The organism is Paraburkholderia sp. J69-1 (genome assembly GCF_905220255.1).
GTDB lineage: Bacteria > Pseudomonadota > Gammaproteobacteria > Burkholderiales > Burkholderiaceae > Paraburkholderia.
Window position 1 is genome coordinate 94,832 of the sequence record NZ_CAJMZG010000011.1, and the last position, 26,178, is coordinate 121,009.

At 64.7% G+C, this 26,178-nt stretch carries 25 protein-coding genes; 19 read left to right on the plus strand and 6 right to left on the minus strand.

From position 1 onward, the window contains the following. The first annotated feature begins 9 nt into the window (after positions 1 to 9). From U5A67_RS21230 to U5A67_RS21295, 14 genes are all read left to right on the plus strand, one after another. Positions 10 to 180 carry a Flp family type IVb pilin gene (locus U5A67_RS21230; RefSeq protein ID WP_205983840.1) on the plus strand — a complete coding sequence of 57 codons (171 nt, stop codon included), beginning with the start codon at positions 10 to 12 and terminating at the stop codon, positions 178 to 180. Between the two features lie 134 nt (positions 181 to 314). Beyond that, a complete protein-coding gene (locus U5A67_RS21235) occupies positions 315 to 818 on the plus strand; it encodes a prepilin peptidase (protein ID WP_321815768.1) in 504 nt (167 codons plus the stop codon). Beyond that, a complete protein-coding gene (locus U5A67_RS21240; protein ID WP_321815769.1) occupies positions 815 to 1,360 on the plus strand; it encodes a TadE/TadG family type IV pilus assembly protein in 546 nt (181 codons plus the stop codon). The genes U5A67_RS21235 and U5A67_RS21240 overlap by 4 nt, the downstream gene beginning before the upstream one ends. A 79-nt stretch (positions 1,361 to 1,439) precedes the next feature. Further along, complete coding sequence (cpaB, locus tag U5A67_RS21245; protein ID WP_205983843.1) at positions 1,440 to 2,372, plus strand: Flp pilus assembly protein CpaB; 933 nt, start codon at positions 1,440 to 1,442, stop codon at positions 2,370 to 2,372. 56 nt (positions 2,373 to 2,428) lie between these two features. Beyond that, entirely contained in the window at positions 2,429 to 3,880 is a 1,452-nt protein-coding gene (locus U5A67_RS21250; protein WP_321815770.1) for a type II and III secretion system protein family protein, read from the plus strand. A 57-nt stretch (positions 3,881 to 3,937) separates the two neighbouring features. After that, positions 3,938 to 5,176 carry a fimbrial protein gene (locus U5A67_RS21255; RefSeq protein WP_205983845.1) on the plus strand — a complete coding sequence of 413 codons (1,239 nt, stop codon included), beginning with the start codon at positions 3,938 to 3,940 and terminating at the stop codon, positions 5,174 to 5,176. Between the two features lie 3 nt (positions 5,177 to 5,179). Then, on the plus strand, positions 5,180 to 6,520 hold the full coding sequence (locus tag U5A67_RS21260; protein ID WP_205983846.1) for a CpaF family protein: 1,341 nt from the start codon (positions 5,180 to 5,182) through the stop codon (positions 6,518 to 6,520). Next, entirely contained in the window at positions 6,513 to 7,655 is a 1,143-nt protein-coding gene (locus U5A67_RS21265; RefSeq protein ID WP_321815771.1) for a type II secretion system F family protein, read from the plus strand. Before U5A67_RS21260 ends, U5A67_RS21265 begins: the two co-directional genes overlap by 8 nt. Beyond that, entirely contained in the window at positions 7,652 to 8,698 is a 1,047-nt protein-coding gene (locus U5A67_RS21270) for a type II secretion system F family protein (protein WP_321815772.1), read from the plus strand. Before U5A67_RS21265 ends, U5A67_RS21270 begins: the two co-directional genes overlap by 4 nt. Before the next feature lie 40 nt (positions 8,699 to 8,738). Beyond that, positions 8,739 to 9,644 carry a pilus assembly protein gene (locus U5A67_RS21275; RefSeq protein ID WP_321815773.1) on the plus strand — a complete coding sequence of 302 codons (906 nt, stop codon included), beginning with the start codon at positions 8,739 to 8,741 and terminating at the stop codon, positions 9,642 to 9,644. Positions 9,645 to 9,708: 64 nt separating this feature from the next. Continuing rightward, positions 9,709 to 10,095, plus strand: coding sequence for a DUF3613 domain-containing protein (locus U5A67_RS21280; protein ID WP_321815774.1), 387 nt, complete (start codon positions 9,709 to 9,711; stop codon positions 10,093 to 10,095). A gap of 1 nt (position 10,096) precedes the next feature. Continuing rightward, positions 10,097 to 12,013 carry a TadG family pilus assembly protein gene (locus U5A67_RS21285; protein WP_321815775.1) on the plus strand — a complete coding sequence of 639 codons (1,917 nt, stop codon included), beginning with the start codon at positions 10,097 to 10,099 and terminating at the stop codon, positions 12,011 to 12,013. Between the two features lie 9 nt (positions 12,014 to 12,022). Then, positions 12,023 to 13,411, plus strand: coding sequence for a sigma 54-interacting transcriptional regulator (locus U5A67_RS21290; RefSeq protein WP_205983851.1), 1,389 nt, complete (start codon positions 12,023 to 12,025; stop codon positions 13,409 to 13,411). A 55-nt stretch (positions 13,412 to 13,466) separates the two neighbouring features. After that, positions 13,467 to 14,198 carry a DUF2968 domain-containing protein gene (locus U5A67_RS21295; RefSeq protein ID WP_321815776.1) on the plus strand — a complete coding sequence of 244 codons (732 nt, stop codon included), beginning with the start codon at positions 13,467 to 13,469 and terminating at the stop codon, positions 14,196 to 14,198. Between the two features lie 102 nt (positions 14,199 to 14,300). Here the strand turns inward: U5A67_RS21295 and U5A67_RS21300 are convergent, their stop codons facing one another. Beyond that, positions 14,301 to 14,483 (minus strand): hypothetical protein, encoded by a 183-nt coding sequence (locus tag U5A67_RS21300; protein WP_321815777.1) that lies wholly within the window; start codon positions 14,481 to 14,483, stop codon positions 14,301 to 14,303. Positions 14,484 to 14,659: 176 nt separating this feature from the next. Further along, complete coding sequence (hfq, locus tag U5A67_RS21305) at positions 14,660 to 15,166, minus strand: RNA chaperone Hfq (RefSeq protein ID WP_321815778.1); 507 nt, start codon at positions 15,164 to 15,166, stop codon at positions 14,660 to 14,662. A 742-nt stretch (positions 15,167 to 15,908) separates the two neighbouring features. On the opposite strand from hfq, the gene U5A67_RS21310 reads away from it, so the two are divergent. The 3 genes from U5A67_RS21310 (at position 15,909) to U5A67_RS21320 (ending at position 17,581) form a co-directional block, all read left to right on the plus strand. Beyond that, positions 15,909 to 16,076, plus strand: coding sequence for a hypothetical protein (locus tag U5A67_RS21310; protein WP_321815779.1), 168 nt, complete (start codon positions 15,909 to 15,911; stop codon positions 16,074 to 16,076). Positions 16,077 to 16,145: 69 nt separating this feature from the next. Continuing rightward, a complete protein-coding gene (locus U5A67_RS21315; RefSeq protein WP_415767898.1) occupies positions 16,146 to 16,712 on the plus strand; it encodes a sigma-70 family RNA polymerase sigma factor in 567 nt (188 codons plus the stop codon). Continuing rightward, on the plus strand, positions 16,709 to 17,581 hold the full coding sequence (locus U5A67_RS21320) for an anti-sigma factor (RefSeq protein ID WP_321815781.1): 873 nt from the start codon (positions 16,709 to 16,711) through the stop codon (positions 17,579 to 17,581). The genes U5A67_RS21315 and U5A67_RS21320 overlap by 4 nt, the downstream gene beginning before the upstream one ends. Positions 17,582 to 17,605: 24 nt before the next feature. On the opposite strand, the gene U5A67_RS21325 is transcribed toward U5A67_RS21320, so the two are convergent. From U5A67_RS21325 to U5A67_RS21335, 3 genes are all read right to left on the minus strand, one after another. Then, on the minus strand, positions 17,606 to 19,429 hold the full coding sequence (locus tag U5A67_RS21325; protein WP_321815782.1) for an AMP-binding protein: 1,824 nt from the start codon (positions 19,427 to 19,429) through the stop codon (positions 17,606 to 17,608). Positions 19,430 to 19,626: 197 nt separating this feature from the next. Beyond that, positions 19,627 to 20,841 (minus strand): MFS transporter, encoded by a 1,215-nt coding sequence (locus tag U5A67_RS21330; RefSeq protein ID WP_321815783.1) that lies wholly within the window; start codon positions 20,839 to 20,841, stop codon positions 19,627 to 19,629. Positions 20,842 to 21,163: 322 nt separating this feature from the next. Beyond that, positions 21,164 to 22,573 carry a hypothetical protein gene (locus U5A67_RS21335; protein ID WP_321815784.1) on the minus strand — a complete coding sequence of 470 codons (1,410 nt, stop codon included), beginning with the start codon at positions 22,571 to 22,573 and terminating at the stop codon, positions 21,164 to 21,166. Positions 22,574 to 22,943: 370 nt separating this feature from the next. Between U5A67_RS21335 and U5A67_RS21340 the strand changes: the two genes are divergently transcribed. Together U5A67_RS21340 and U5A67_RS21345 are read left to right on the plus strand one after the other, a co-directional pair. After that, a complete protein-coding gene (locus tag U5A67_RS21340; RefSeq protein WP_205983860.1) occupies positions 22,944 to 23,717 on the plus strand; it encodes an SDR family oxidoreductase in 774 nt (257 codons plus the stop codon). Between the two features lie 158 nt (positions 23,718 to 23,875). Then, positions 23,876 to 25,579: a long-chain fatty acid--CoA ligase gene (locus U5A67_RS21345; protein WP_321815785.1), complete on the plus strand. Its 1,704-nt coding sequence runs from the start codon at positions 23,876 to 23,878 to the stop codon at positions 25,577 to 25,579. A gap of 84 nt (positions 25,580 to 25,663) precedes the next feature. On the opposite strand, the gene U5A67_RS21350 is transcribed toward U5A67_RS21345, so the two are convergent. Continuing rightward, entirely contained in the window at positions 25,664 to 26,044 is a 381-nt protein-coding gene (locus U5A67_RS21350; RefSeq protein ID WP_321815786.1) for a hypothetical protein, read from the minus strand. Positions 26,045 to 26,178 lie beyond the last annotated feature (134 nt).

Here is a 26,178-nt window from a genome sequence, read left to right on the forward strand (position 1 = left end):
AGGGCCGAAATGAACAAGCTGTTCAAGCAATTCATCAAGTCGGAAGACGGGGTTACGGCGCTGGAATATGGGCTCATCGCGGGGCTCATTGCCGTGGTCATCGTAGCGAGCGTCACGAGTCTGGGTACCAAGCTGGAATCGGTATTCACTTACATTACGTCGCAGATTTCCGTTCCGTAACACAGGGACGGACGAATGGCGCGCGGCGTGATTGCTATTGACGATCGCGCAAATTCATTCAGCTGAACGTAGCAGTTGCGCTGTACGTGCGCCGTTGATCCGGCATGCGCGGTGTGCCTGCACGTCTATCCGCGATGACTTCATTGATCTCCAGCCTCGTGTTCGCGGCGTGGGCGGTGGCGGTCGCTGTCTGCGACTGTCGCGCCCGACGCGTGCCGAACCTGCTCGTGGGCGCCGGCTTGTGCGCCGCGCTGGCGGCAGCGTGCATGCACGCGGGACCGGCGCATCTCGGCGTTCTTCATGCGCTGGCAGCGGCGGCCGTGGGGCTGGCGGCGCTGATGCCGTTTTTCGTGCTCGGCATGATGGGAGCGGGCGACGTCAAGGTCTTTGCGGTGCTCGGCGCGTGGTGCGGGATGCCGGCGCTGGTCGATCTGTGGGTCGTTGCAAGCATCGTTGCGCTCGTTCATTCGTTCGTCATGCTGACTATGTTACGAAATCGCTCGCGTACCGTTACGTCAGGTGTGTCGGCAACGTCTAGCGCATCGGGAAAACGGCGTGGTGCGCCCTATGCCGCATTCCTTACGGTGCCGGCGCTCGTGTGGCTGGCGATCCAGATGACGCCTGGAGGCCTGCAATGAGTCCGCGTGCGTTCACGCAGCAGGCTCGCGAGGAAGGCTTGCGCAAAAACAGCTGCAATCGACGTGCCGCACGCCGAGGGCGCGCGGCTGGCCGTCATCGGCAGGGCGGAGTCGCCGCTATCGAATTCGCGCTCGCTTTTCCGCTGTTCTTCGTGATCCTCTACGCGATCGTGATGTACAGCATGATGTTTCTCGTGCAGCACAGCCTGACTTCGGCCGCCGCGGAAGGCGCCCGTGCGGCGCTCGCCTACCAGTACGCGACGACCACGTCGGCGGCGCTCACCAGTCGGGCCAGTGCGGCCTGCACGCGCGCGCTGGCGAGCGTGAGCTGGATGGCGCAGGCGCCGAGCTGCGCGCAGACCATCAGCACGGCGCCGGCCGGTTGTACCAGTAACACAGCGATGGACTGTGTGCAGATCACGCTGACCTATCCGTGGAGTTCGAAGCCGTTGCTGCCGCCGTTACCGTTGATGGGATTGATATCGCCGACCACGCTCGCGGGCCAGGCCACGGTGCAACTCGATCCGGTAAATATCCTGTGAAGCCCGTCCCCGACATTGCCGGCCTTATGCCACACGCAGCACGTTCCGCACTTCCTGTACGCATCTGGAATCATCGTTGATGGCCAATCTGACAAAAATTGCTGCAGGACTCCTGATCGCTGCCGCGCTCATGCTCGGGATATTCGCAATCATGATGTGGCGTCGCGCGCCGGCGCCGCAACCGGTCGCGCAGCCCGCGGCCACCATGCAGGCCCTGACGCCCGTCGTGGTCGCCACGCGTACCTTGAGCGCGGGCCAGCCGATTCCCGCCGACGCGCTGCGCGTGCAGCCGCTGCCGATTCACCCGATCGGCTCGGTGGGCGACAGCGCGCTCGTCGCAGGCCGCGTGCCGCTGACCGATATCGCCGCCGATACGCCGGTGCTCGATCAACAGCTTTCCTCCAGCCTTGCCGCGAGCCTCGCAGCGGGCGAGCGCGCCGTGGCCGTGAAGGTCGATGAAACCAACGCGGTGGGCAACCAGTTGCACGCGGGCAACTTTGTCGACGTGTTCTTCACGCTGCGCCGCGACGGCGGCGGCACGGGCGCGGGCGAAGTGGGCCGCACCCAGGCGCGTCTGCTGATCTCGAAGGCGCGCGTGCTGGTGTTCGGCTCGCAAGCCGAAGACGGCATGGCCAACGGTCAGCGCACCAGCAACTTCGGCGCGCAGAACGCCGTGCCGCGCACGGCGGTGCTCGCCGTGCCGGTGACGCAGGTCGATCAGCTATCGCTTGCGCAAAGCCAGGGACAACTGATCCTCGCGCTGCGCAATCCGACCGACGACGATCAGGTCGATCCGACGGCGTTCGGTCCGCAGCCGGGCGTACTGAAAGTGGTTTCGAAAGACACGCCGGAAGGCACGACGCGCGCCGCAGCGGGGATCGCGCTCGACCAGCTGGCAGGCGGCAGCGCACCGAAGCCGGTTGCGCCGGTCGTGCCGCGTCAGGCGGGCGCACCCGCACGCGGCGGACTCGAAGTGATACGGGGTGGGCGAGCCGAAACGGTCGCCTGGTAAGCGGAAAAAAACGCGCCGCGCATGACGTGGCCGCAGACAAAACAAGCAGGAACACGATGACGATTACGAGGATTTTTGCCGTGGCTGTGGCCGCGTCCGCTTGCGCCGGCGGTCTCGCTCTCGCCACTTCGATCGCGCTGGCTGCGCCGCCTGTGCGCGGCGCGTCGGCGGCAACGGAGCCGCTGCCGTCGAGCTTCGATATCGCGGTGGGCGAGCAGCGCACCTTGCCGGTCACGGGCGCGCTCACGCGCGTGGCGGTGGGCGACCCGTCGGTGGCCGACGTGCTGGTGGTGCGCGGCGACCGGCGCGGCGGTCTGCTGCTGGTCGGCAAGGGTGCGGGCACCACCAATGTGATGGTGTGGGAAAGCGGCGTGCAGCGCACCTTCGTCGTCAACGTGACGACCAATGCGGCGCGCGCGCTGCTCGGTCCCGGCACGCCCGACGTCAAGGTGCTGGGCGGCACGGCGATCATCACCGGCAGCGCCGCGACGATGGAGCACCATCAACGCGCGGTCGATGCGGCCGAGGGCTCGGTGGGCGCAAGCGGTAAGGGCAGCAAGAGTGGCGGCGGTAACGGAGCGAATGGCGGCAAGGATGCGAGCGGTGGCGGCAGCGGCGACGGCAACGTGCTCGACACGTCGACGATCGCCACGCGCGCGGTTGTGCAGGTGGACGTGCGGGTCGTGGAATTCAGCCGCACGGTCCTGAAGGAAATCGGCTTTAACTTTTATCGCCAGAACAACGGTTTTTCGTTCGGCACGTTCTCGCCGTCGTCGGTCAGTTCGTCGAGCACGGGCTCGTCGGGTTCGTCGATCTCGGCGGGCTTGCCGATTTCCTCGGCATTCAACCTGGTGTTTTCGTCGGCTTCGCATGGACTGTCCGCCGACCTGAGCCTGATGGAGACGAACAACCTCGCACGCGTGCTGGCGGAGCCGACGCTCGTGGCGCTTTCAGGCCAGAGCGCGAGCTTCCTCGCAGGCGGCGAGATTCCGGTGCCGGTGCCGCAGGCGCTGGGGTCGACGTCGATCGAATACAAGCCGTACGGCATTGGGCTGTCGCTCACGCCGACCGTGCTGTCGCCCGAACGTATCGCGCTGAAGGTGGCGCCGGAGGCGAGCCAGCTCGATTACACGAACGCCGTGACGATCAGCGGCGTGTCGGTGCCCGCGCTCACCACGCGCCGCACGGAGACGACGATCGAACTCGGCGATGGCGAAAGTTTCGTGATCGGCGGCCTGATCGATCGCGAGACGGCTTCGAATGTGAACAAGGTGCCGCTGCTCGGCGACCTGCCGGTGATCGGCGCGTTTTTCAAGCAGTTGAGCTATCAGCAGAACGAGAGAGAACTGGTGATCGTGGTCACGCCGCATCTGGTGTCGCCGATGGCGAAGGGCGCAAAGCTGCCCTCGTCGCCGGGCGAGCTGGCCGAACAGCGTAATGCGCCGGTATGGCGCGCGCTGATCGGCGGGGCGGCGGCGCGCGAGCCGGTGCCGGGATTTTTGCCTTGAGTTGCACAGGAGAGGATTCGGTGCTGACGCCCGGGTTCGTCTCAACAGGAGCCAGTGATGAATGCGAGAGCGCACTTGATGACTGAACGCACCGTGGCGGACTCGTTCGTGTTCGCCTCGGCGAACGACGCGCACGCGCGATGGTTGGCGCAGACGCTCTTTTCTGCGGGCAAGGTGGAATCGGTTGCGCTCGACCCTGGGCTGGTCGCGCAGCGCATTTCCCAGCACATGCCATCGCTGCTGCTGGTGGATTTTTCGCAGGGACGCGGCGCGGTCGCGAGCGCCGTCGCCGCCGCCGCGCATGCCGCGTTTCCGGGTCTGCAGGTGGTCGCGCTCGGCACGCTGAGCGAACCGGAAAGCGCGCTTTCCGCGCTGCGCGCCGGCGTGCGCGATTTCGTCGATGTAGCCGGCGACGGTGAGGATGCCTTAAGAATCGTCAAGCAGGTTCTCGACAATCGCGTCGAACCGGTGAGCCGTCATGGCCGTCTCACGGTGCTGCTCGGCGCGCGCTCGGGCATGGGCGTGACGACGCTGGCCGCGAGCCTGGGCGCCATGCTGGCGCGCAAGGGCGCGCCGACCAACCGCCACGCCGCCTTGCTCGATCTTGGCCTGCCGGCTGGCGACGGCGCGCTGCTGCTGAACGCAGGCAACGGTTTCAGTTTCGTCGATGCAGTGCGCAATCTGAATCGCTTCGATCAGACCTTCGTGCACACGGCGCTCGCGCGTCACGAGAGCGGGCTTGCGCTGACCACGCTGCCATCGGATCTCAGTGCGTTTCGCGAAGTGTCCTATCAGTCGGCGGTGGCGTTGCTCACGCGTCTGCGTGCGTTCTTCGACCAGCAGATCGTCGATCTGGGCGGCTTCACCAATAGCGAATTCGTGCATGAAGTGGCGCAGGCGGCGGACCAGGTCTGGCTGGTGTGCGACCAGAGCGTCGCCTCGATCGTCACGGCGTCGCGCCAACTGGAAACGCTGCGCGAGGCGGGCGTCGAGAACGATCATCTGCGCCTCGTCATCAACCAGTACGAAGCGGAAATCGACCTGAGCGCGGCGCAGATCGCCGAGCGTCTGGGGATCGAGCTCGCCGGCGCGCTACCCGCGCGCCGCGTGGCGCTGTGTCAGGCCGCCAATCGCGGCCAGTTGCTGGCCGACAGCTCGCCGCGCGATCCGTACGTGCGCGCGCTCGAAGCGCTTGCGGCACAACTCGACGGCATGCGCTCGCGCACGCCCAACAAACTTGACGCGTTGCGGCGCCCGTTGCGCGGTCTTTTCCCTCACTCATCGAAGCGTTCGTAGACCATGGCGGATAACATCGAGTTTGCCGACGACGCGCCGCTGTTCGCGCATAGCCAGCAGTTCCAGGACATCAAGAACGCCGCGCACGAGCACCTGCTCACGCGCATCGAAGAGCTGGGCGCCGAATTCGGCCGCTGGTCGCGCCACGCGATCAACCAGTTCGTCGATCTGGAAATTGACAGCTTCGTGCGCCTGCGCCACATCCCGATCAACGAAAGCGAGGTGCGCGCGATTGCCGAGGCGCTCACCAAGGAGCTGGCGGGCTTCGGGCCGATCGAGGATCTGCTGTCCGACCCGGCCGTCGAAGACATTCTCATCAACGGCTATAACGACGTGTACGTGTCGCGCCACGGGATTCTCGCCAAGATTCCGGTGCGCTTCTCCGATAACGCCCATCTGCTGCGGATCGTGCGGCGCATTCTTGCGCCCATCGGCCGTCGGCTGGACGAATCGAATCCGATGGTCGATGCGCGTCTGCCCGATGGCGGCCGTATCAACGTGGTCATCGAGCCGCTGTCGCTGGCGGGGCCGATCGTTTCCATCCGCAAGTTCCGCAAGGACCCGCTACGCCCCGACGATCTGGTCAACAACGGCACCTTTGGCACGGAGATTGGTGCGCTGTTCGAAGCGGCCGTGCAGTCGCGCTGCAATATTCTGGTGTCGGGCGGCACCAGCTCGGGCAAGACCTCGCTGCTCAACGCGCTGGCGTTCTACATTCCCGATGTCGAGCGCGTCGTGACGATCGAAGACACGGCCGAACTCTCGCTCAATCACCCGCATGTGGTGCGGCTAGAAAGCCGCCCGGGCGGTTTCGACGGCGTGGGCGTGGTGACGATCCGCGACCTGTTGCGCAATACGCTGCGGATGCGCCCCGACCGCATTATCGTGGGCGAAGTGCGCGGCGGCGAAGTGCTGGAAATGCTGCAGGCGATGAACACGGGCCACGACGGTTCGATGGCGACGGTGCATGCTTCGTCGCCGCGTGAATGCCTTTATCGCCTGGAAATGCTGGCGGGCTTCGCGGGTTTTCAGGGCACGGAAAACAGCCTGCGCCGCCAGATCGCCAATGCGATCGATTTCATCGTGCAGATCGGGCGTCTTTCCAACGGCCGACGCCGGATTCTTTCGGTTACCGAAGTAACCGGTCTCGCCGACAACATCATCGCGACCCAGGAGTTGTACCGCTACGAGCCGGCCACGACGCCCGACGGCGAGGAAGTCGACCGCTGGGATTCGCTCGGCATCCACCCGCATTCGCCGAAGCTTGCGCGCTTCCGCCAGGCGGTGTCGGCGTCGTCGAACTTCGGTTTCGGCGGCGGGCGCGATGGAGGATTCAATGTCTAGCGCGATCGCGCTCGCTGTGGGGCTCGCGCTGTTGTGCGCGGGCGCCGGGCTGTTGCTCTGGCAGCGTGCGCAGCAGCGCACGTCGCGCGAGCGCGTGACGCGTTTCGTCGATAGCCGCGTGGCGGCTGCGAACCCCGGCGCGGCGACCGCCGTAGTGGGCACCGCAGGATTCAGCAGCGGCGGTTTCGCGGGCGCCACGGCCGGTGGTGCCGCGGGCGGCGCGAAGGGCGCTTTGAAAGGGGCATCGAAAGGCGCATCGAATGCCGATTCGTTGCGTGCGGCCTATGTCGGCGGCAATGTGGCGACGCGCGGCGGTGCGGGCTCGACGGCATCGGCAGGATCGGCATCGGCAGCGGTGCCGGTCTCCACGCTGCAGCGCTGGCGCCTGCGTCTGGCGCTCGCGTTCCAGCACACCTTGAGCCGTGCGGGCATCGTCGATGCACGCAAGCCGCTCGCGTTCATCGGCTTCGTGACGTTCGCGCTGACGTTGTGGGCGCTGATTCTCGGCGGCGCGGCGGCTGCCATCGCGATGCTGGTGGCGATAACGGTCTTTGTCGCCTTCATATTGTCGATGCGCATGCAACGGCGCCGCACGCGCATCGTGGCGCAATTGCCGTCCTTTCTCGATGGCATCGTGCGGCTGATCGTACTTGGTAATAGCGTTCCGGCGGCGTTCCAGGCCGCGCTCGTGACGACCGAAGCGCCGCTGCGCGAATGTCTCGATCACGTTTCGCGCATGCTGCGCTCGGGTGTCGAAATCGACCGCGCGCTGCACCAGGTTTCGCAGGTCTATCGAACCGGCGAACTCGAACTCGTGGGCGCGGTGCTGCGTTTGTCGGTGCGTTACGGCGGCCGCGCGGACGTGATGCTCGAACGCATGGCGACCTTCATGCGCGACCTCGAACAGGCGCAGCGCGAACTGGTCGCGATGTCGGCGGAAACGCGGCTTTCCGCCTGGGTGCTGGCGCTGCTGCCGATCGCTATCGGCGGGTTTCTGATCGTGACTAACCCGAAGTATTTCGGTGCGATGTGGAACGACGGCTCGGGGCGCATGCTCGTCTATGTGGCGGTCGGCCTGCAGGTCGCCGGCGCGTTCCTGCTGTATCGCCTCACCCGTATCAGGGGGGTGATGTGAGCGCGCAGGCTTTCGGTACGCTCGCCTTGCTGCTCGGGGCCCTCGGATGTGCGTTGCTGGCCGTGCTGGCATGCCAGCGGATCGCTGCGTCGCGCAAGAGCGCGCGCACGCTCGAACAGGCGATCGCACGCACCGGCGCGGCTAGCGGCATGGGCGGCGCAGCGGCAGCGCAGGGCGGTGCGGCGGGATCAGCAGGATCAGCAGGATCAGCAGGATCGGCGCGCAACGCATCGGCGAATCCTGAAGTGGCGGCTAGCGCCCGCAAGCGCAACGGCTTACCCGGTCTGGTCGATTCGCTCAGCAATCTGGGCGTGCGTTGGCTCGATACCTCGCTGGGCCGGCTGATCGTCGCCGAGGAAGACCGGCGTCTGCTCGATCAATGCGGTTACGCCGACGCCCGCTCGCGTGGCCTGTATTTCGTCATTCGTATCGCCAGTGCGCTGCTGCTTGCCGTGCTGGGTGCTTCGTACGCCATTGCGCACGACAGCAAGGCGATTCCATATGCAGCGTTTGGCTTGCTGATTGGCTTTCTTTTGCCGAAGTTCGTGGTTGGCCGTCGCGCGCACCGCCGTCTCGACTCCGTCGCCGACGAATTGCCGATGCTCGTCGATCTGCTGCGTTTGCTGCAAGGCGTCGGGCTGTCGCTCGACCAGAGTCTGCAGGTGCTGATCAACGAATTCCGCCTCGTGCTGCCGGTGCTGGCCAGCGAAATGGAGATCGCGCAGCGCCAGTTCGTGACCGGCCGTACGCGCGAGCAATCGCTGCAACGCATGGCGACGATCTACGAAAACGAAGACCTGCGTGCGGTGATCCGCCTGCTGGTGCAGGTCGACAAACACGGCGGCGCGGTGCAGGAACCGCTCAAACAGTTCGGCGAACGTCTGCGCGAAGTGCGCCGGGCGACGCTGCGCGAGCGCATCGGCAAGCTCACGGTGCGCATGACCGGCGTGATGGTGGTGACGCTGTTGCCCGCGTTGCTGATCGTCACGGCCGGGCCTGGCGTGATTGCCGTCCTGCATTCGCTGTCACAGATCCATCGTTGAGGCCCAACGTCGCAATGCCATGAATACGGCCGGAATCGTCATGAAGAATTTCACAGTGGTCACACGCACACACACACGCCGCGCGCGTGCCTGGATGCCTCGCCTTGCGCTGGGCGCGAGTCTCGCGATGGCGCTGGCCGCCTGCGGCACGCAGCAAGGGTATGGCGTGGGCCCGCAGGCGCAGGCCGAAATGCAGATGCGCGCCGACTCCAGCAAGGAGGCGAAGCCGGACACGCCGGGGATGTACCTCGGCCTGATCGCGCGCATGCAGGCCGAAGGGATCTATTACGCCTCGCTCGCGCATATCGATGCGTTCGAGCGGCAGTACGGCAAGACGCCCGATTCGATCGTGCTGCGCGCCGACGCCCTGCGCATGACCGGGCAGGCGAGCGCGAGTGCGCTCTCGTACGCGCAGTTGCTCGATACGCCGCTGGCCGCGCGCGGCCATCGTGGTCTGGGTCTGCTGGCGGGCGCTGCGGGCGACTTCCACAAGGCGGCGCAGGAACTGGCCGAGGCGTCGGCGCTGGACCCGACCGATGCGACCACGCTGTCCGATCAGGGCTATGCGCTGCTGCGCGACGGCGATGTGGCGCATGCGCGCGTGCCGCTGCTCAAGGCACTCGAACTGGATTCGCACAACGCGAAGATCGTCGCCAATGTGGCGCTGCTGCTCGAAGCGAGCGGCAGCGACGCCGACGCGCAGGCCATGATGACGCAGCAGGGCTTGCCGGCCGTCGCACGCGCCGCGGTCATGAGCGATGCGCAGAAAGTGCGCGACGTGCAGCGTGCGCGCGAAGTCGCCGAGCAACGCGAAACGATGGAAAAGCAGGCGCAGCGCGTCGCGAAGATCGCGGCCATTCCGGCGCCGCGCGCGCTGGCGAGCGCGCAGGCGAACTGGCCCAACAGCGAAGTGCAGCCGCGTCTGGTCGAGCGCTTCGCGCAATGACGACGCACGCGTGACGGTGCGACAGCGCTACTGCATCGCGCGGCGAGCAACACGGGGAGAGATGATGAAAACAAACCACATTGAGAATACGTTCGGCATGGTGTGTTCCGGCAAGACGGCAGGCGCAGCGGCAATGTTCGTCGCGGTGGCGATGATGGCGGCGATGTCCCCGGCGGCGCAGGCGCAAGCACAGGCAGACACGCCGGTCGAAGCGGCGAAGGTGTCGAATACCGAAATCGGCCACTCGACTCACGCGTGGCTCGAACTCCAGCGCAGCAACGCCGCAGCCGCGCCCGCGCAGCCGATGCTCGGCGCCGAAGCGGGTTACGCGTGGCAGCGCTACATGAAGTCGTTCGAAACGCCGATTCCGGCCAGCTTCGGATCGACGATGCAGTCCGGCGGCGCTCAGGGTAGCAGCAGCTCGGGCTCGTCGGGTGGCGGCGCGTACTGAGATGGCCTGGCAATTCCGCTGGCTGGTTCGCCGGAGCACGCCCGGGGCGCCCGCGCACCCGGCGTCGCGCCGGCGTGCGTCGTCGTTCGCGCGCGGGCAGCGGTCACGCCAGCGCGGCTCGTTTGCGATCGTCGCGGTGATCGGCATCGTGGTGGCCGTGGCGGCGCTCGGCGTGATCGACGTGGCGAATCTCTATCTGTCCAAACGCGCGCTGCAGAATGTCGCCGATCTCGCGGCGCTGGCCGCCGTGCAGCAGATGGATGACAACTGCGTACAGCCGCTGGCCACCGCGAAGGCGAATGCGTCCAGCAACGGCTTTACCGTGAGCGGCACGAGCAGCACGCTTGCGGTGCAGTGCGGCCGCTGGGATTCGAGCGCGAGCGGCGGCATGACCTTCGTCACGAGCGGCGCCACGTCGCCGCTCAACGGCGTGCAGGTGACGGTCACGAAGGTCGTGCCGTACTTCTTCGTCGGGCCGCAGCGCACGCTGACGGCCAGCGCGACCGCCAAGGCGGCGGTGGTCGGCTCGTTCCAGGTGGGCACTTCGCTCGTGCAGGTGAATCTGCTCAACGGTATGCTCAGCTCGCTGCTGGGCGGCACGTCGGTGACCCTCGATGCGGTGTCGTGGAACGGTCTTGCCAACGCCAACATCAAGATTGCGGATCTGGCCGCCGTGGCGACCTCGGCGGGCACCTATGACGGCTTGCTGGCGGCGCAGACTTCCGTGACCGGGCTCGCCAATATCCTGCTCAAGGCGGTGCAGAAGGACGGCCTGCTCACGGCCAACGTCTCGGCGGCGCAAAACGCGCTGACGGCGATTGCCTCGCTGGTCCCGCAAGGCTCGTCGAACGCCATTTCGCTCGCGTCGATCAGCGGGTCGCAGGCGCTGCTGCAACTGGGCGTCGCCAACGCCCAATATGCCGCCGATGCGACGGTGAACGTGCTGCAGATGCTGATCGTCGGCGCGGAAATCGCGGCGGCGGGCAAGTCGCCGATCGCCCTCAACGTCGATCTGACCGGCCTGAGCGGTGTGCTGCCGGTGAGCGCCAATCTGACGCTGCAGGTGATTTCGCCGCCCACGATTGCGGTGGGCGAACCCGGTTATATCGCTGGCACGACCACGTGGCGCACGATGGCGACGACCGCGCAGATTCTGCTGGGCGTGAACGCCACGATCTCGACGAGCCAGGGCATTGGCTACTATCTGCTGCTGCCTTATCTCCTTGACGTCACCGTGCAGTTGCCGCTCTACGTGGTCGTGGGGCAGGGTCAGGCGTGGCTCCAGTCCGCGCAGTGCGCGGCCACCCGGGCCGCGAGCACGCAGACCATCGGCGTGCAGACCGGGCTGGCCAACGTGTGTATCGGCACGCCGCTGGCGGCGGGCGTGACCGCGAATCAGGTGAGCGGCTTCTCGTGCTCGGGCACGAACTCGCGCTGGACGCTGGCGAGCATCTCGCTGCTCGGCGCGAACGTCGCGACCGTCAGTGCGCCTTCGCTGCAGGTGCCGGTCGTCAGTCCCACGACATCGACACTCGTATTCGACGGCAACGGCAACCCGCTGGCCGGCAATTCGGTGAACTCGAACCAGATTGGCGCGGTGCTGAACAACACGCTCCAGTCGACGGTCACGCAGCTCAGCCAACTGACCGAGAGCTCGAACGGCCTGCAACTGACCTTGCTGTCGGGTGGGCTCGGTAGCGTGCTGAGCTCGCTGCTGCTGGCGCCGGTGAGCGCGCTCATCGACGGCATCGTCATGCCGATCGTTACCACCGTGCTGTCCACGGTCCTCGCCCCCATACTCAGCGGTCTCGACACCGTGCTGATCGGCCCCTTGCTGCAACTGCTCGGTGTCCAGCTCGGCGTCGCGACCGTGACCGACTATCCGCTCGCCTGCGGCGTCGCAACACTCGTCAAATAAGAAGACACGATGCGAACCACCACCCCCATCGAGGAACTCGACCTCTACGTCTGGGAAGGCAAAGCCGATATCGTCGAACGCGTCGCCCGCTGCATGGCGAGCCTCGACGTCGAAGTGATCCGCGCCGACGATACCGCCATCTCGCCGCAGCGCATTGCCGCGCGCGCGTCGATCGCAGTCGTCAGCGTGAGCGTGATCGATACCGGCGCGCTGGTGCTGCGCGACTGGCAGGCCACCCACGGCATGCCCGTGATCTGGGTGGGCGCCGCGCCCCGCGACAACGATCCGGGCTCCTATCCCGCCGAGTACTCGCATATCCTGCCGCTCGACTTCACCTGCGCCGAGTTGCGCGGGCTCGTCTCCAAACTCGTGGTGCAACTGCGCGCGCACTCCGCGCAGACGGCGGGCGCCGATGTGCTGGTGGCCGAATCCGACACCATGCGCTCGCTGCTCAGGGAAGTGGACACCTTCGCCGACTGCGAGACCACCGTGCTCGTGCACGGCGAAACCGGCACCGGCAAGGAGCGCATCGCCGAGCTTTTGCATCGCAAGAACAACCGCTACGGCACCGGGCCGTTCGTCGCGGTCAACTGCGGCGCGATTCCCGACGGCCTGTTCGAATCGCTGTTCTTCGGCCACGCGAAAGGGTCGTTTACGGGCGCGGCGGTGGCGCACAAAGGCTATTTCGAGCAGGCCGACGGCGGCACGCTGTTCCTCGACGAAATCGGCGATCTGCCGCTGTATCAGCAGGTCAAGCTGCTGCGCGTGCTGGAGGACGGCACGGTCACGCGCATCGGCTCGTCCACGCCGCTGAAGGTGGATTTCCGCCTGGTCGCGGCGTCCAACCGCCACCTGCCGCAGTACGTGAAGGACGGCAATTTCCGCGCCGACCTTTACTACCGGCTTGCGGTGATCGAGCTGAGCGTGCCGTCGCTGGAGGAGCGCGGCGCGGTCGACAAGATCGCGCTCTTCAAGGCCTTCGTCGCGACCGTGGTGGGCGAGGAGCGCCTCGAGGCGCTGCCCGAACTGCCGTACTGGCTGGCGGATTCGGTCGCGGCGATGCGCTTTCCCGGCAACGTGCGCGAACTGCGCAACCTGGCCGAACGGGTGGGCGTCACGGTGCGCCAGATGGGCAGTTGGGACGCCACGCGGCTGCGCCGTCTGCTGGCCGGTTCGGGCGGTGCGCAACCGGTCGCGACCGAGCCCGCCGCACCCATCGTCGACCGTAGCAAATGGGATATGGCCGAACGGGGCCGTTTGCTCTCGGCGCTCGACGCAAACGGTTGGCGTCGCAAAGATACGGCCCAATTCCTCGGAATTAGTCGAAAAGTGTTGTGGGAAAAGATCCGTAAGTACCAAATTTTCGACGAGGAACCCGCAACTGGCGAAAGTGAGTAATAATTGTGCCGATTTGTAAAATCGTAAAAATAGAACTGTTCAAAACAGGGACTTCATGGACTACAAGTGGAGAGTTCGACAAGTCGCGTTGGCCGCGCTTTTGTTGATCGGGGGTGTTGAATCCGGTTGTGCGCAACCGATGCCCGATAGCGCTGCAAACGCGGCGGCTCAAGGCACGGCGCAGGACACCGGCGCATCCGTGCAGCAGGCTCAGGCCGCTCAGGCGGCGCCGCTGCCGGGCACGCCCACGGCACTGACCCCGGCCGAAGCACAGCAAAGCGCCGCCGGCAATGTGGCGGAGCTGCAGCAGATGATCCGCGGCTCGGAGCTCAATGAGCTGCGCACGACTTACAACGGCACGTATGGCGCGAGCCTGCTGTTCTACGGCAAGGAAATGACGTACTACGTGGCGCTGTTCCAGAACAAGACGTTCTGGCGCGTCATCAAGACGAGCGACGAGTCGCGCGCCGAGCTGATCTATCGCGATTTCGTGCAGAAGACGCTGCAACTGTCGGACGTCGAGATCCGCCGCACGCGTCTGGATGCGCAAAAGGCGTTCACGACCCGCATGATTGCGCTGACGCAGGATCACGCGAACCGTCTGCAGGCCGACCTTCAGGTCGCGCAGCAACAGCAGGCGATCGTCGCGGATCAGCAGAAGCAGACGCGCGATCAGGCTAACGCGTTGCAGGCCGAGAAGTCGGCCGCGCAGGATCAACTGCGCGCCGTGCAGCGCCAGGTGCGCGATCTGCAGCGTCAGGTGGAAGGCGGTTTGCCGGTCCACTAAAGCATCGGCTTGTGCAGGTGTAGCAGAAAGGCGGACGTCTTCGACGGGCCGCCTTTTTTCATTTCGCGTAGCGATGAACGAAGCGACGAGCGCCATGCCGGCTCAATGCTTGCCGTGTCGATGGGTGTCGTGACCCTTCTTCGCTTTGTCTTCGTGCTTGGGCGGGGCGGGCGCGGGCGATGGATCGATCGAGATGGGATCGCTGGCCGGGAAGGTTTCCTCGAGCGCTTCGTCGAGCGGATCTTCCTGCGCGGGCGGCGGGGACTTCGGTTTGGATGCGCTCATGGCGTGCTCCGGTTGCGAGGTCGGTCGCAATCAGCATAACGCAAACGCTCAACCCTTGAATGCCAAGGTGTTTTCGCGCTGGGACGCGCGAGAGGAGCGACGCGCGCGGGCAGCGCGCATCGTTGATCCAGCAAGCGGCTGCAGGGTGCGCCGCTCGCTGGCGAACGCCAGCCGGCTTAGCTGTTGTTCGAGCCGTCCTGGCCGTTGCCGCCGTTGTTCACGGCGCCATACAGACGACGGCGACGCGTGACGACCACCGGGCCGTCCTGCGACGGCGACGAACGATCGGGCGAGGAAGGCGACGAGGATGAAGAGGGCGCCGACCACGACTCGCGCGGTTCGCGCGGCTCTCTGGGTTCACGCGGCTCGCGCGATTCGCGGTTTTCACGCGGACCGTGACCACCGTGGCTGCCGTGCGGGCCGCGGCTCGTGTGCTCGCCGTGCGCGGGGCGCGGCGTGCGCGGACCCGGACGCGTGCCGGTGTCGAGCTGAATGGTGGAGATGGCGCGTTTGTAGATGCCTTGCAGGCCAACAGGCGTGCGCAGCATCACCAGGTACTGATCGAACGACTCGATGCATCCAGTCAGGCGAATGCCGTTGACCAGATAGATTTCGACGCGCTTGCGCTCTTTGCGCGCGGCGTTCATGAAGTCGTTTTGCGGGTGCGATTCTGCGGAAGGCATGGACGAATTCTGGCCGGGCGGCTCAATGCCGCAATTCAATTGGAAACGTTTGCTCGCCGGGATTCTACCTTGTGCCGGCGAAGCGCGCGTGCGTGGACGTACTTTACTGCAGAACTATACCGGCTCACGGCCGGCGCGGCAGATTGCCGGCGGGTGTGCATCGATGCGTCCCCGTGCATGACGAGCGAAAAAACAGCGATACCCGAATGGTCGATCTCGCGCGCCGCAGCGAAGCTCGCGGGCGCGGCGCAATGTTGCGCAGTTCTGAAACAATACACGAAAGCGGGGCGCGATCTGTGACAGTTGGACGCAGATGACGCCCGTACGTTCAACAGGGTAGTGCATGACGCGCGGGATTGCGCGCCGGATTCACGCTGATTTTGCCGCGGTACACCGGCGAATCGTCTGCAATTGTCGGCGGAAATCATGCTTCGATCGCCAGCACGCCAGTCACACGCGTGTTGCAGTTTGTTACGTAGTTCTTTATCGCGATCATGGCGTTGACTTTGCCCGAGTACGCCGCTCGCGGACCGTGCGGCCGCGCACGTGCCTGAGCCGATGCAGAAAAAAATCGCGCTAATGACGATCTTCAGGAATAAGCGCCGCACAAGTCCCGTTTAACACTATGTCGATGCGTTCGTTGCGGGCGGTATCCGCAGGTATCGGCAGGCATCGGCAATTCGCTATCCCAGGCAATCGCAGCGGCATCGCGCCGTGGCGTGTGCACGGGCGGGAGATCGTCATGAAGCATGTTCGCAGTGTTCTCTGTTTCTTCATTCTTGCGTCGGCTGCGCTCTCGGGCGTGAGCCTGGCCGCGTGCAGCGACATGAATTCGGGCGGCGGAGCGTCGAACAGTTCCTCCGGCCGCTATGGCGGCGGCTCCGGCGGCGGATCGGGCGGCGGCTACTGAGCGGCGCACATCGTGTTCGGGCGCCCCTCACAGGAATTCGAAGCGCAGGTCGTGGCGCAACTGCCGCGCATGCGCCGCTACGCGCGCACGCTCACGGGCGACGCCGCCTGGGCCGACGACCTCGTACAGGACGCCGCCGAGCGCGCGCTGTCCCGCGCGTCCTCGTTCCGGCCCGACAGCAATCTGCGCGCGTGGTTGCTGACGATCCTGCGCAACATCTATATCGACCAGTTGCGCGGCCGCCGCGAAATCGCGATGGACGACGAAAGCGCGCCGTGGCGCACGCTGGAGGCGCCACACGGCGAGGTCGACGGCCTCGTGCTGCGCGATCTGCAGCGCGCGCTCTATCAGTTGCCGTCCGCGCAACGCGAGGTGCTGCTGCTGGTGGGCGTGGAGGAATTGAGTTATCAGGAGGCGTCCGCGGTGCTTGGCGTCCCGACGGGCACGGTGATGTCGCGGCTCTCGCGCGCACGCGAGCATCTACGCGTGCTGCTCGACCGGGATGCGGAACAGCAAGGCACGCACGACACGCAACACGACACCGCGCGCCACGCAGCCACGCTCAGGATCGTGGGCAAGGAAGTCGGCAACGAAGTCGACAAGGCAATCGGCAAATCAGGGGGAGCGACGCGATGAACGACGACGAACTCGAACGCAAACCCGGCGCGCTATCGGCCGTGCCGGATGCGCAAGCCGATCTCGCCGCGCTCGGCGCTTTCGTGGATGGCGAACTGCCGCCCGATGCCCGCGCGGCCATGGCGGCACGGCTGCTCGACGACGAGACGGCCGCGCGGCGCGTTGGTGACTACCGCGCGCAAAAGGCCGCGCTGCAAGCCCTGAGCGCGGCAGGGGAGGAGGCTGCGCCACTGGCCTGGCGTGTGTTGCGTCGGCGCGATCCGTGGTGGCGGCGCACCGGTATCGCGGCGGCGTGGGCGGTGGTGGGCGCGGGTTTCACGGTGGCGGCGGGCTCGCTCGTGCCGCAGGTCGCGCCACAGCTTGCATCGGCGTGGTCGCCGCATCGCGCGGGCGTGGAAAGCCACGACAACACCCTGCTCGCAAGCGATACGGAAAGCTTCGCGCGCCGCGCCGATGTGGCTTACGCCGTGTATTCGCCCGAGGTGCGTCATCCGGTCGAAGTCGGTGCGGCCGATGAAGCGCATCTGGTCGCATGGCTTTCGAAGCGGCTCGGCCGGCCGTTGACGATTCCGCCGCTTGGCGAATACGGCTATACGCTCGTCGGCGGACGGCTGTTGCCGGGCGGCTCGGGACCGGCCGCGCAGTTCATGTACCAGAACGGCGCGGGCGAACGACTGACGCTGTACGTGAGCGCGTCGGGGCGCGAGCGCGATGCGGTGCAACTGCTGCGCGACGGCGGCCGCCGCACCTTCTACTGGAGCACAGACCGCATGGGCTATGCGCTTTCCGGTCCGGCTTCGGAGGGACGTCTGCGCAAGATTGCCTATGACGTGTGTGGCGATCTCGGCGGCAACGCGGCGCAGTGGTGAGGCTGCGTCCGCGTACGCGCCGAATTATTCGGCATCCTTATTAGTCGTTGCCTTCGCGATTTTGCGGATTTCCTCGTCGCGCAACTCGCGGCGCAAAATCTTGCCGATATTGCTTTGCGGCAGCGACTCGCGAAACTCGACGATGCGCGGCACCTTGTAGCCTGTGAGCTGCTGGCGGCAGAACTGGATCAGCGCGTCTTCCGTGAGCGCGGGATCGCGCCGCACGACAAAGACCTTCACGCGCTCGCCCTGCACGACGTCCGGCACGCCGATCGCCGCCACCTCGCGCACGCCCGGATGCTGGGCGATCACATCCTCGATCTCGTTCGGATAGACGTTGAAGCCCGACACCAGAATCATGTCCTTCTTGCGATCGATCAAGCGGATGTAGCCGCGCGCGTCCATGATGCCGATATCGCCGGTCGCGAGCCAGCCATCGTCGACGAATACGCGCGCGGTTTCATCGGGACGATTCCAGTAGCCGCGCATCACCTGCGGGCCTTTCACGCACAGTTCGCCCGGCTCGCCGATGCCGGCCCACGTGCCGTCGTCGCGGCGCATGCGCACCTGGGTCGACGGCGCGGGCAGGCCGATCGAGCCTTCGAAATCGGCGAGATGGGCGACGTCGACGGGATTGAGCGTCACGATCGGCGAGCATTCCGTGAGGCCGTAACCTTCGACGATCGGCTTGCCGGTCACCGATTTAAAGCGATCGGCGATGGCTTTCTGCGTCGCCATGCCGCCCGCCATTGCGAGCTTGAGACCGGAGAAGTCGCGCTGGCGGAATTCCTCGTTATCGAGGAAGGCGTTGTAAAGCGTGTTGACCGCGCTGATGCAACTGAAGGTCTCCTTGCGCAGAATCTTCATCACGCGCTTCGTGTCGCGCGGATTCGCAATGAGAATATTGCGTCCGCCCAGCGCCATGAAAATCAGCGCGTTGATGGTGAGCGAATAGATGTGATAGAGCGGCAGCGGCGTGAGTACGGTTTCGGCGCCGCTGTCGAGCTGACCCGCGACCCACGCTTTCGCCTGCAGCACATTCGCGAGGATAGTGCCGTGCGTGAGCATCGCGCCCTTGGCCACGCCGGTGGTGCCACCCGTGTATTGCAGAAAGGCGAGATCGTCGCGCTGAGGGATGGCGGGCGCCCGCGGCTCGCGCGCGCCTTGTTCGAGCACGTCGATCAGACGCTGCGCCTGCGGTAGCCGGTACGCCGGCACCATCTTCTTCACATGCCGCAACATGAAGTTGATGAAACGGCCTTTGAAATTGAGCCCTTCGCCAAGCAGATCGCCGAGTTGCGTGATGACGATGCGCTCGACCGGCGTGCCGGGCAGGGCGTCTTCGAGTGTCTTCGCAAAGCTCTCGAACACGACGATGGTCTGCGCGCCGCTGTCCTTGAGTTGATGCGCGAGTTCGCGCGCCGTGTAGAGCGGATTGACGTTGACGACGATCGCACCGGCCTTGAGTGCGCCAAACAGCGCAACCGGATACTGCAGCGTATTGGGCAGCATGATCGCCACGCGATCGCCTGCGCGCACGCCCGCGACCTGCAGCCATGAGGCGAACGCGGTGGCCTTGCGGGCGAGCGCGCCATAGGTCATCGGCGAGCCGGCGCTTACGTAGGCGACGCGGTCGCGAAAGCGCGCGGTGCAATCGTCGAAGAACTGCACGAGCGAGGCGTACTGCGCGACGTCGACTTCGTGCGGTACGCCGTTCGGGTAGGCGGCGTACCAGATGCCGTCGGTGTTGGGAGCGGCGTTCGCGCTGCTGGCTGAAGGCGCCGGGTCGGCCGCGCGGTCTTCTGCAATCGTGGCTTCGGGCCGGGGCGGTTGTGGCGTTTCGCTCATTCTGGGTCTCCGGTCAGGCGTGATGTTGGGTCGCGGCGCGCGTGGCGCGACCATCATGCACCGGAGTGTGCCAGATCGGCAGACGGAGTTTCCCTGTTCTCAGCGTGGCTGAATCAGGGCGGCTGAAGCCGACGTGCAAAAAAACAAGGCCGTGCAGGCTGTTCGCCCGGCACGGCCTCGATCGTTGGCTTGCGCGCTTATGCAGCCACGTGTTTGGCGGTTTGCGTCATGTCGATACCGCGTCGCTCGCGGCTGAACAGGATCAGCACGGAGATCACGACCGCCACCGTACCCGCGACGATCGCCATCGACATGCCGTAGTTCTGGTTGTGCGTTTCGGCAAGCGAAGCCTGCAAAGTCGCATTCACCGAGGCGAACAGATTGCCGAGCTGATAAACCAGGCCCGGGAACGTCGCGCGCACTTCATCGGGCGAGATTTCGTTGAGGTGCACGGGGATCACGCCCCACGCGCCCTGCACCGAAATCTGCATAAGGAACGCGCCGAGCGCGAGCATCACCGGCGTAACCGAGAAGGCCCACAGCGGCAGCACCGGCAGCGCGATCAGCGCAGCGATACAGATCGCCTTGCGGCGGCCGATCTTTTCGGAGATCGAACCAAAGAACAGTCCGCCCACGATAGCGCCGATATTCAGCACGATGGTGATCAGCGAAACCGTATGCGGATCGAAGTGATGCTGTTCGCGCAGGAAGGTCGGATAGAGATCCTGGGTGCCGTGCGAGAAAAAGTTGAACGCCGTCATCAGCACGATCGCGTAGATCGACAGGGCCGCGTTGTGCTTGAGCGTGGAAAGCAGGCTGGGGCGCGCGCGCTTTTCCATCTCCTTCCAGGCCGGCGATTCGGGCACGTGAGCGCGCACATACAGCACGAGCAGCGCGGGCAGCACGCCGATAAAGAACATGCCGCGCCAGCCCACATATTGATAAAGCACGCCGAATACTACGGAAGCCAGCAGATAGCCGCTCGGATAACCCGCCTGCAGCAGGCCGGAAACGATGCCGCGCGCCTTGGGCGGAATGGTTTCCATCGTGAGCGCCGAACCCACGCCCCATTCGCCGCCCATCGCCACGCCGAACAGCGCGCGCAACACAATGAATGTGGTGAGGTTGGGGGAGAAACCGGTGAGCAGTTCGAGCAGCGAGTAGCACGCGATGTTGACCATCAGCGTGGGACGGCGGCCGTAACGGTCGGCCAGTCGCCCGAATATCAGCGCGCCGATCGGGCGCATGGCCAGCGTCAGCGTAATGGCAAAAGCGACTGCGGGAATCTTGGTATTGAATTCAGTGGCGATATCTTTCAGAACGAAAACCATCAGAAAGAAATCGAAGGCGTCGAGCGTCCACCCCAAATACGCTGCGATCGTGACGTTTTTTTGCTCTCGCGTCCAGCTCATGTCTTTTTTCTCCTGATATAGCCGCAATCTGCCGTCTCCAGGCATCGCGTCAGTGGCCCGCCGCGCCGTTGCGCGCCCGCGTGTGCGCGGCGCTGCGAGCTTCGTACGAGTGTACGCCCGGCATTAAACATTTGCATGAATGTTGGGCGCAACCCGTACTAATCCCTGGATTTTGGATTTATCGGGACTTATCAGTTGAAAGCTTATTGTTTTAAAAGTAATTTAAATGTAATTAATGTGCAATCGAATGAGTATGAAAGTCGAATAAATCAATGGCGATTTGATTGGCGATCCTTATCGATTGGTCCGGCGTTTGCGTGAATCAGCGCTGTGCCAGCCAGTCGGCGGTACGGGCAATGACGCTGCTCCAGTCGCCCATCGCAGATTGCCGCAGCACATGGGCCGAGGCGATCCACGGCGAGCGTGTGCCGTGGCGTCCCCAGCGCCATTCGCCAGTGGGATTGACCAGCACGGCCGTCGGTTTGCCCGCCATGACCGCGAGATTCGCGACGCCCGCGTCCACGCTTACGACGGCGTCGAGTTGTTCGACGCAGGCCATGGTGTCGGCGAAACTCGCGATGCCGGGCGTGTAGTGCGCCAGCGCGCCACGCGGCGTGCCATTCCTGATCTCGGCAACCGGATGATGCAGGCTGACGAACTGCACGCGGCGCGCCAGATCCGGGTTCAGCGTCAGGCGTTCGAGCGCGTCCACAGGAATGCTGCGCAGCCCGGCCCAACTGCGCTCCTTGCTGCGTATGCTCTCTTCGTGGCGCTGCGCACAATCCCAGAAGACACCGACCAACGCACGGCCAGGATGTTGCGCGCGCAACTGGTGTGCCCACGTAGCGGCTTCTTCGCGCTGAGCCTGGGGCGCGCGCAGGAAGGCGGGAAAGTACGGATAAGGCTGCGGCGCGTCGCGCATGGCGAGCATCGGCAGATGCAGCAGCGTTGCCTGCATCGTCGGTGCGAATTCGTTGATCGCGGGCAGGATGTCGTCGCCGCACGGAGCGAACAGCGCGAGCGGGCGTCTGGCGGCCACGACGCGGCAATCGGGCAGGGAGGCTTCGATCAGACTGTGGATTTGCGCATCGCAGGTGACCATGATTTCCGCGCCCGCTTCGCGCCAGTGGCGCAGGCTGCCGAACAGCATGAACTGGTCGCCGTAACCCATCTGATGCGTCACCAGCACGCGTTCGCCGCGCAGGTCGCGTTGCCCGCTCCAGAGCGGCACTTCGTTATGCCGGTAGCTGCCGCTGTCGCCGCAATTGCGCCAGATCCACTGCATGAAGCCCTGTGCGTTGCCGGTGCTCAGCATGGCTTCGGCCAGCCATTTGTGCGCGCGCAGTTTGTCGGGATGGGAGGCCTCGCCCGGTTGCTGGATGGCCTGCTGCAGGACGGCGATCGCAAGGTCGACATCGCCGCGCAGATAAAGATCGCGGCCAAGCCGCCCGAGATAGAAAACCGGCGCCCAGTCCAGCGTCGAATGATCGAGCCAGGTTTGCGCCGCGCGGTTGTGATCGCCGAGCAGACGCAAGGCACGGGCGCGCGCGTGGATGAAACTGCGGTTGCCGGGCTCGAGCGCCAGACCTTTTTCGGCCCACGGCAGCATCTGCTCGTCGCGCTGCGCGCCGATCAGCGCGTCGCAGATCTGCAGCAGCGTGTCTGTGTTGGAGGGTTCGCGCGTGTGCGCGGTGAAAGCGTCGATCAGACGATGTTCGGCATCGGGGAGCATGGCGAGTCCTAAGTCACTGTGTTTATAAGAAAAATCTTATCGAGACGTCGGACGCACTGATATCGGAGTCGTCTTAAAAACCGTGTGCTGCGGCCGGATAGCGTTTTGCGGCGAATCTGCCGCGCTCGCAGCATGCCTCGCACACTTTCGTTGATAATGAACGACCGTGCTTTTCCGGATTCACTTCGTAGAGGGAAGTGACTAGAATCGGATTCGTGCCTGTGAGTTCCGCTGTGCGGAACCAATTCGCCGAACGATTCAGCGTGAAGCGCGGGCGTGCATGAATGAGCAGAGAGTCAGCAGAACCCGCAGAACCCGCCGGGTCGCAGCGCGGCCCAGTCAGGCAGACAGACATCAAGGAGACGCAAGCATGCAGGTCAGGCAATTGTTCGATTTGAACGGTCAGGTGGCACTCATCACGGGCGGCTCGCGCGGCCTTGGCTTGCAGATGGCCGAGGCGCTGGGCGAAATGGGCGCGCGCGTGGTGATCTCGGCGCGCAAGGCCGACGAACTCGCCGAGGCGCAAAAGCACTTGCAGGCGCTCGGCATCGAGGCAATGACGATCGTCAGCGACCTGCAGCGGCCCGACGCGGCCGTCAAGCTCGTCGATGAAACGCTGGCGGCGTGCGGCCAGATCGACATCCTCATCAACAACGCGGGCGCCACATGGGGCGCGCCCGCCGAGGATTATCCCGACGAAGCCTGGCATAAGGTGATGAACCTGAACGTCAATGCACCGTTTTTTCTCGCGCGCGAAGTGGGCAAGCGCTGCATGATCGGGCGCAAGCGCGGCAAGATCATCAATATCGCGTCGATTGCCGGTCTCAAGGGCTCGCTCGGGCCGATGCAGACGATTGCCTACAACACCTCGAAGGCCGCGGCGATCAACTTCACCCGCGCGCTCGCTGCCGAATGGGGCAAGTACAACATCAACGTGAACGCCATCTGCCCGGGTTTCTTCCCGACGAAAATGGCGGCGGGCCTGCTCGACAAGCTCGGCCAGACTGTGATCGATCACACGCCGCTGCAGCGTCTGGGCGACGAGAGCGATCTCAAGGGCGCGGTGGTGTTTCTCGCGAGCGGCGCGTCGCGCCATATCACGGGTCAGTATCTGGCGATCGACGGCGGCGCGAGCATCGTCTGACGATGGCGGCCGCGTGGCCGCTATCGTCTATTGATACGCATGCCTAAGTATACGGACGGCTGGCGGCGCAACCCTTGTAACCCTTGTGCCGCCCACGCCGATTGCACGACCTGCGCGCCGTCGCTGGCGGTGCGCAATCCACGAGACGGAACCTGCCCATGTCTACGTCCGCCGTCGCTGTATCGTCGCAAATTGCAGCAAAGCGTTCGCCGTTCTGGCCCGCGCAACTCTCGCCGCATCTGAGCATTCCGGCCACGAACCTGTTCTATAACGCCGAAGTTTCCGCCGCGCGTTACCCCGATAAACCCTTTATCGTTTTCTACGACACGCCCGTCACCTTCGCGCAATTCAAGGACGAAGCCGAGCGCGTGGCCGGTTATCTGCAGACGGAATGCGGCGTGAAGGCCGGCGACCGTGTGCTGCTCTATATGCAGAACAGTCCGCAATGGGTGATTGCCTATTACGGCATCCTGCGCGCGAATGCCGTGGTCGTGCCCGTCAATCCGATGAATCTCACGGACGAACTCGAGCACTACGTCGAAGACAGCGGAGCCACGACGGCCTTTGTCACGCAGGAACTGTATGGGCGTATCGCGCCGCTGGTGGGCGAGGGCGCAGGGCCGGGGCTGCGTCATCTGCTTGTGGCCACCTATAGCGACTATATAAAGAACGAGCCGTTCTCGCCGCCGCCCGAATTCGTGAGCGCACCGCGCCATGTAGAAGGTCCGGGTGTTACGCATTGGGCCGATGTGCTGGCAGCGAACATCGCGCCCGGCCCGTTGACGGCAGGCGCAGACGATCTCTGCGTGATGCCCTATACCTCGGGCACGACCGGCAAGCCGAAGGGTTGCATGCATACGCATCGCAGCGTCATGTGCACGGCCGTCGGCGGCTGCAACTGGTTTGGCAGTAATCAGGATGCCGTACAGTTATCGGTGTTGCCGCTCTTTCACGTGACCGGCATGCAGGGCGGCATGAACAGCCCGCTCTACAACGGTTCGACGGTGGTGATTCTGCCGCGCTGGGATCGCGACGCCGCGGCGCGCGCGATCGAGCATTACCGCATCAACGGCTGGCAGGCGATATCGACCATGGTGGTCGATTTCATTTCGAATCCGCGCATCGGCGAATACGACCTATCCAGCCTTGCGTGGATGCGTGGCGGCGGCGCGACGATGCCCGACGCCGTGGTCAAGAAACTGCGCGATCTCACGGGGCTGGAATTCGTGGAAGGTTACGGCATGTCCGAAACCATGGCCGCCACGCATATCAATCCGCCGCAAAACCCCAAGGCGCAATGTCTGGGCATTCCGGTATTCGATGTCGATGCGCGTATCGTCGATCCGATTACGCTCGAAGAAGTGGTGGAAGGCGAGGCGGGCGAACTCATTATGTGCGCGCCGCAGGTCATGCAAGGCTATTGGGGCAATCCCAAGGCCACGAAAGAAGCGTTTATCGAGCGTGACGGCAAGCGCTTTCTGCGTACCGGCGATCTCGTGCGCCGTGACGCGGATGGCTATTACTTCATGACCGATCGCCTCAAGCGCATGATCAATGCGTCGGGCTACAAGGTGTGGCCTGCGGAAGTGGAGGCGTTGATGTATCGCCATCCGGCCATCAAGGAAGTCTGTGTGATCGGCACGCAGGACGCGAAGCGCGGCGAGACCGTGAAAGCGGTGGTCGTGCTCGACCCGCAGCAAACCGGCAGCGTGAACGAAGACGACATCATCAAGTGGGCGCACGAGAATATGGCGGCTTATAAGGCGCCGCGCATCGTGCAGTTCGTCGATACGCTGCCGAAGTCGGGCAGCGGCAAGATCCTCTGGCGCAAGCTGCAGGAAGAAGAGGAGGCCACGCGCTGATCGGCGCGTGAACTTTCGCTAGTCACGTATCAACGGCGGCCTCGCGCATGCGGGTGCCGCCGATCAAGACGTTTTTCCTATCGATCACGCACCGGCCAGCGCAGGCAGGCCCGGCTCGCTCCAGTCCCATCCCCCCGTTTCCTGTCCCTGCATCGCATGCTGCGCGTGTCTACCGCCGCCTTGCTGTGCGACGTTTGCCGGCTTCCACTCGCCAGGCGCCTGCGCATTCTTGCGTCCCAGAATCGCTTCACACAGAAAGTCGAGGCTATAGGCCTTCAGCAGGTGAGCGTGATGGGTCTCGATGTAGGTGGACAGGCGTGCCGCTTCGCCTTCGATTGACGCGAGCGCGTGCAGCGTGGCCGTATCCCAGCGAAACCGCAAACCCAGTTCGGCGAAGGCCGAATTGAATGCGCTCAATTGTGCGTGCGTATGCGGTTCATGCTCGGCGGGGGACGTTTGGCTCATGGCGATTCTCCTGGTGCAGATGAAGAGTGGCGTGAACCAAGCGTAGGAGGGACCATGAATAAACGATAGTTAAAGTTTTTTTCGATTTGTATAAATCATCACGTATGCATCGAAATCCCCGAGGCAACTGACCC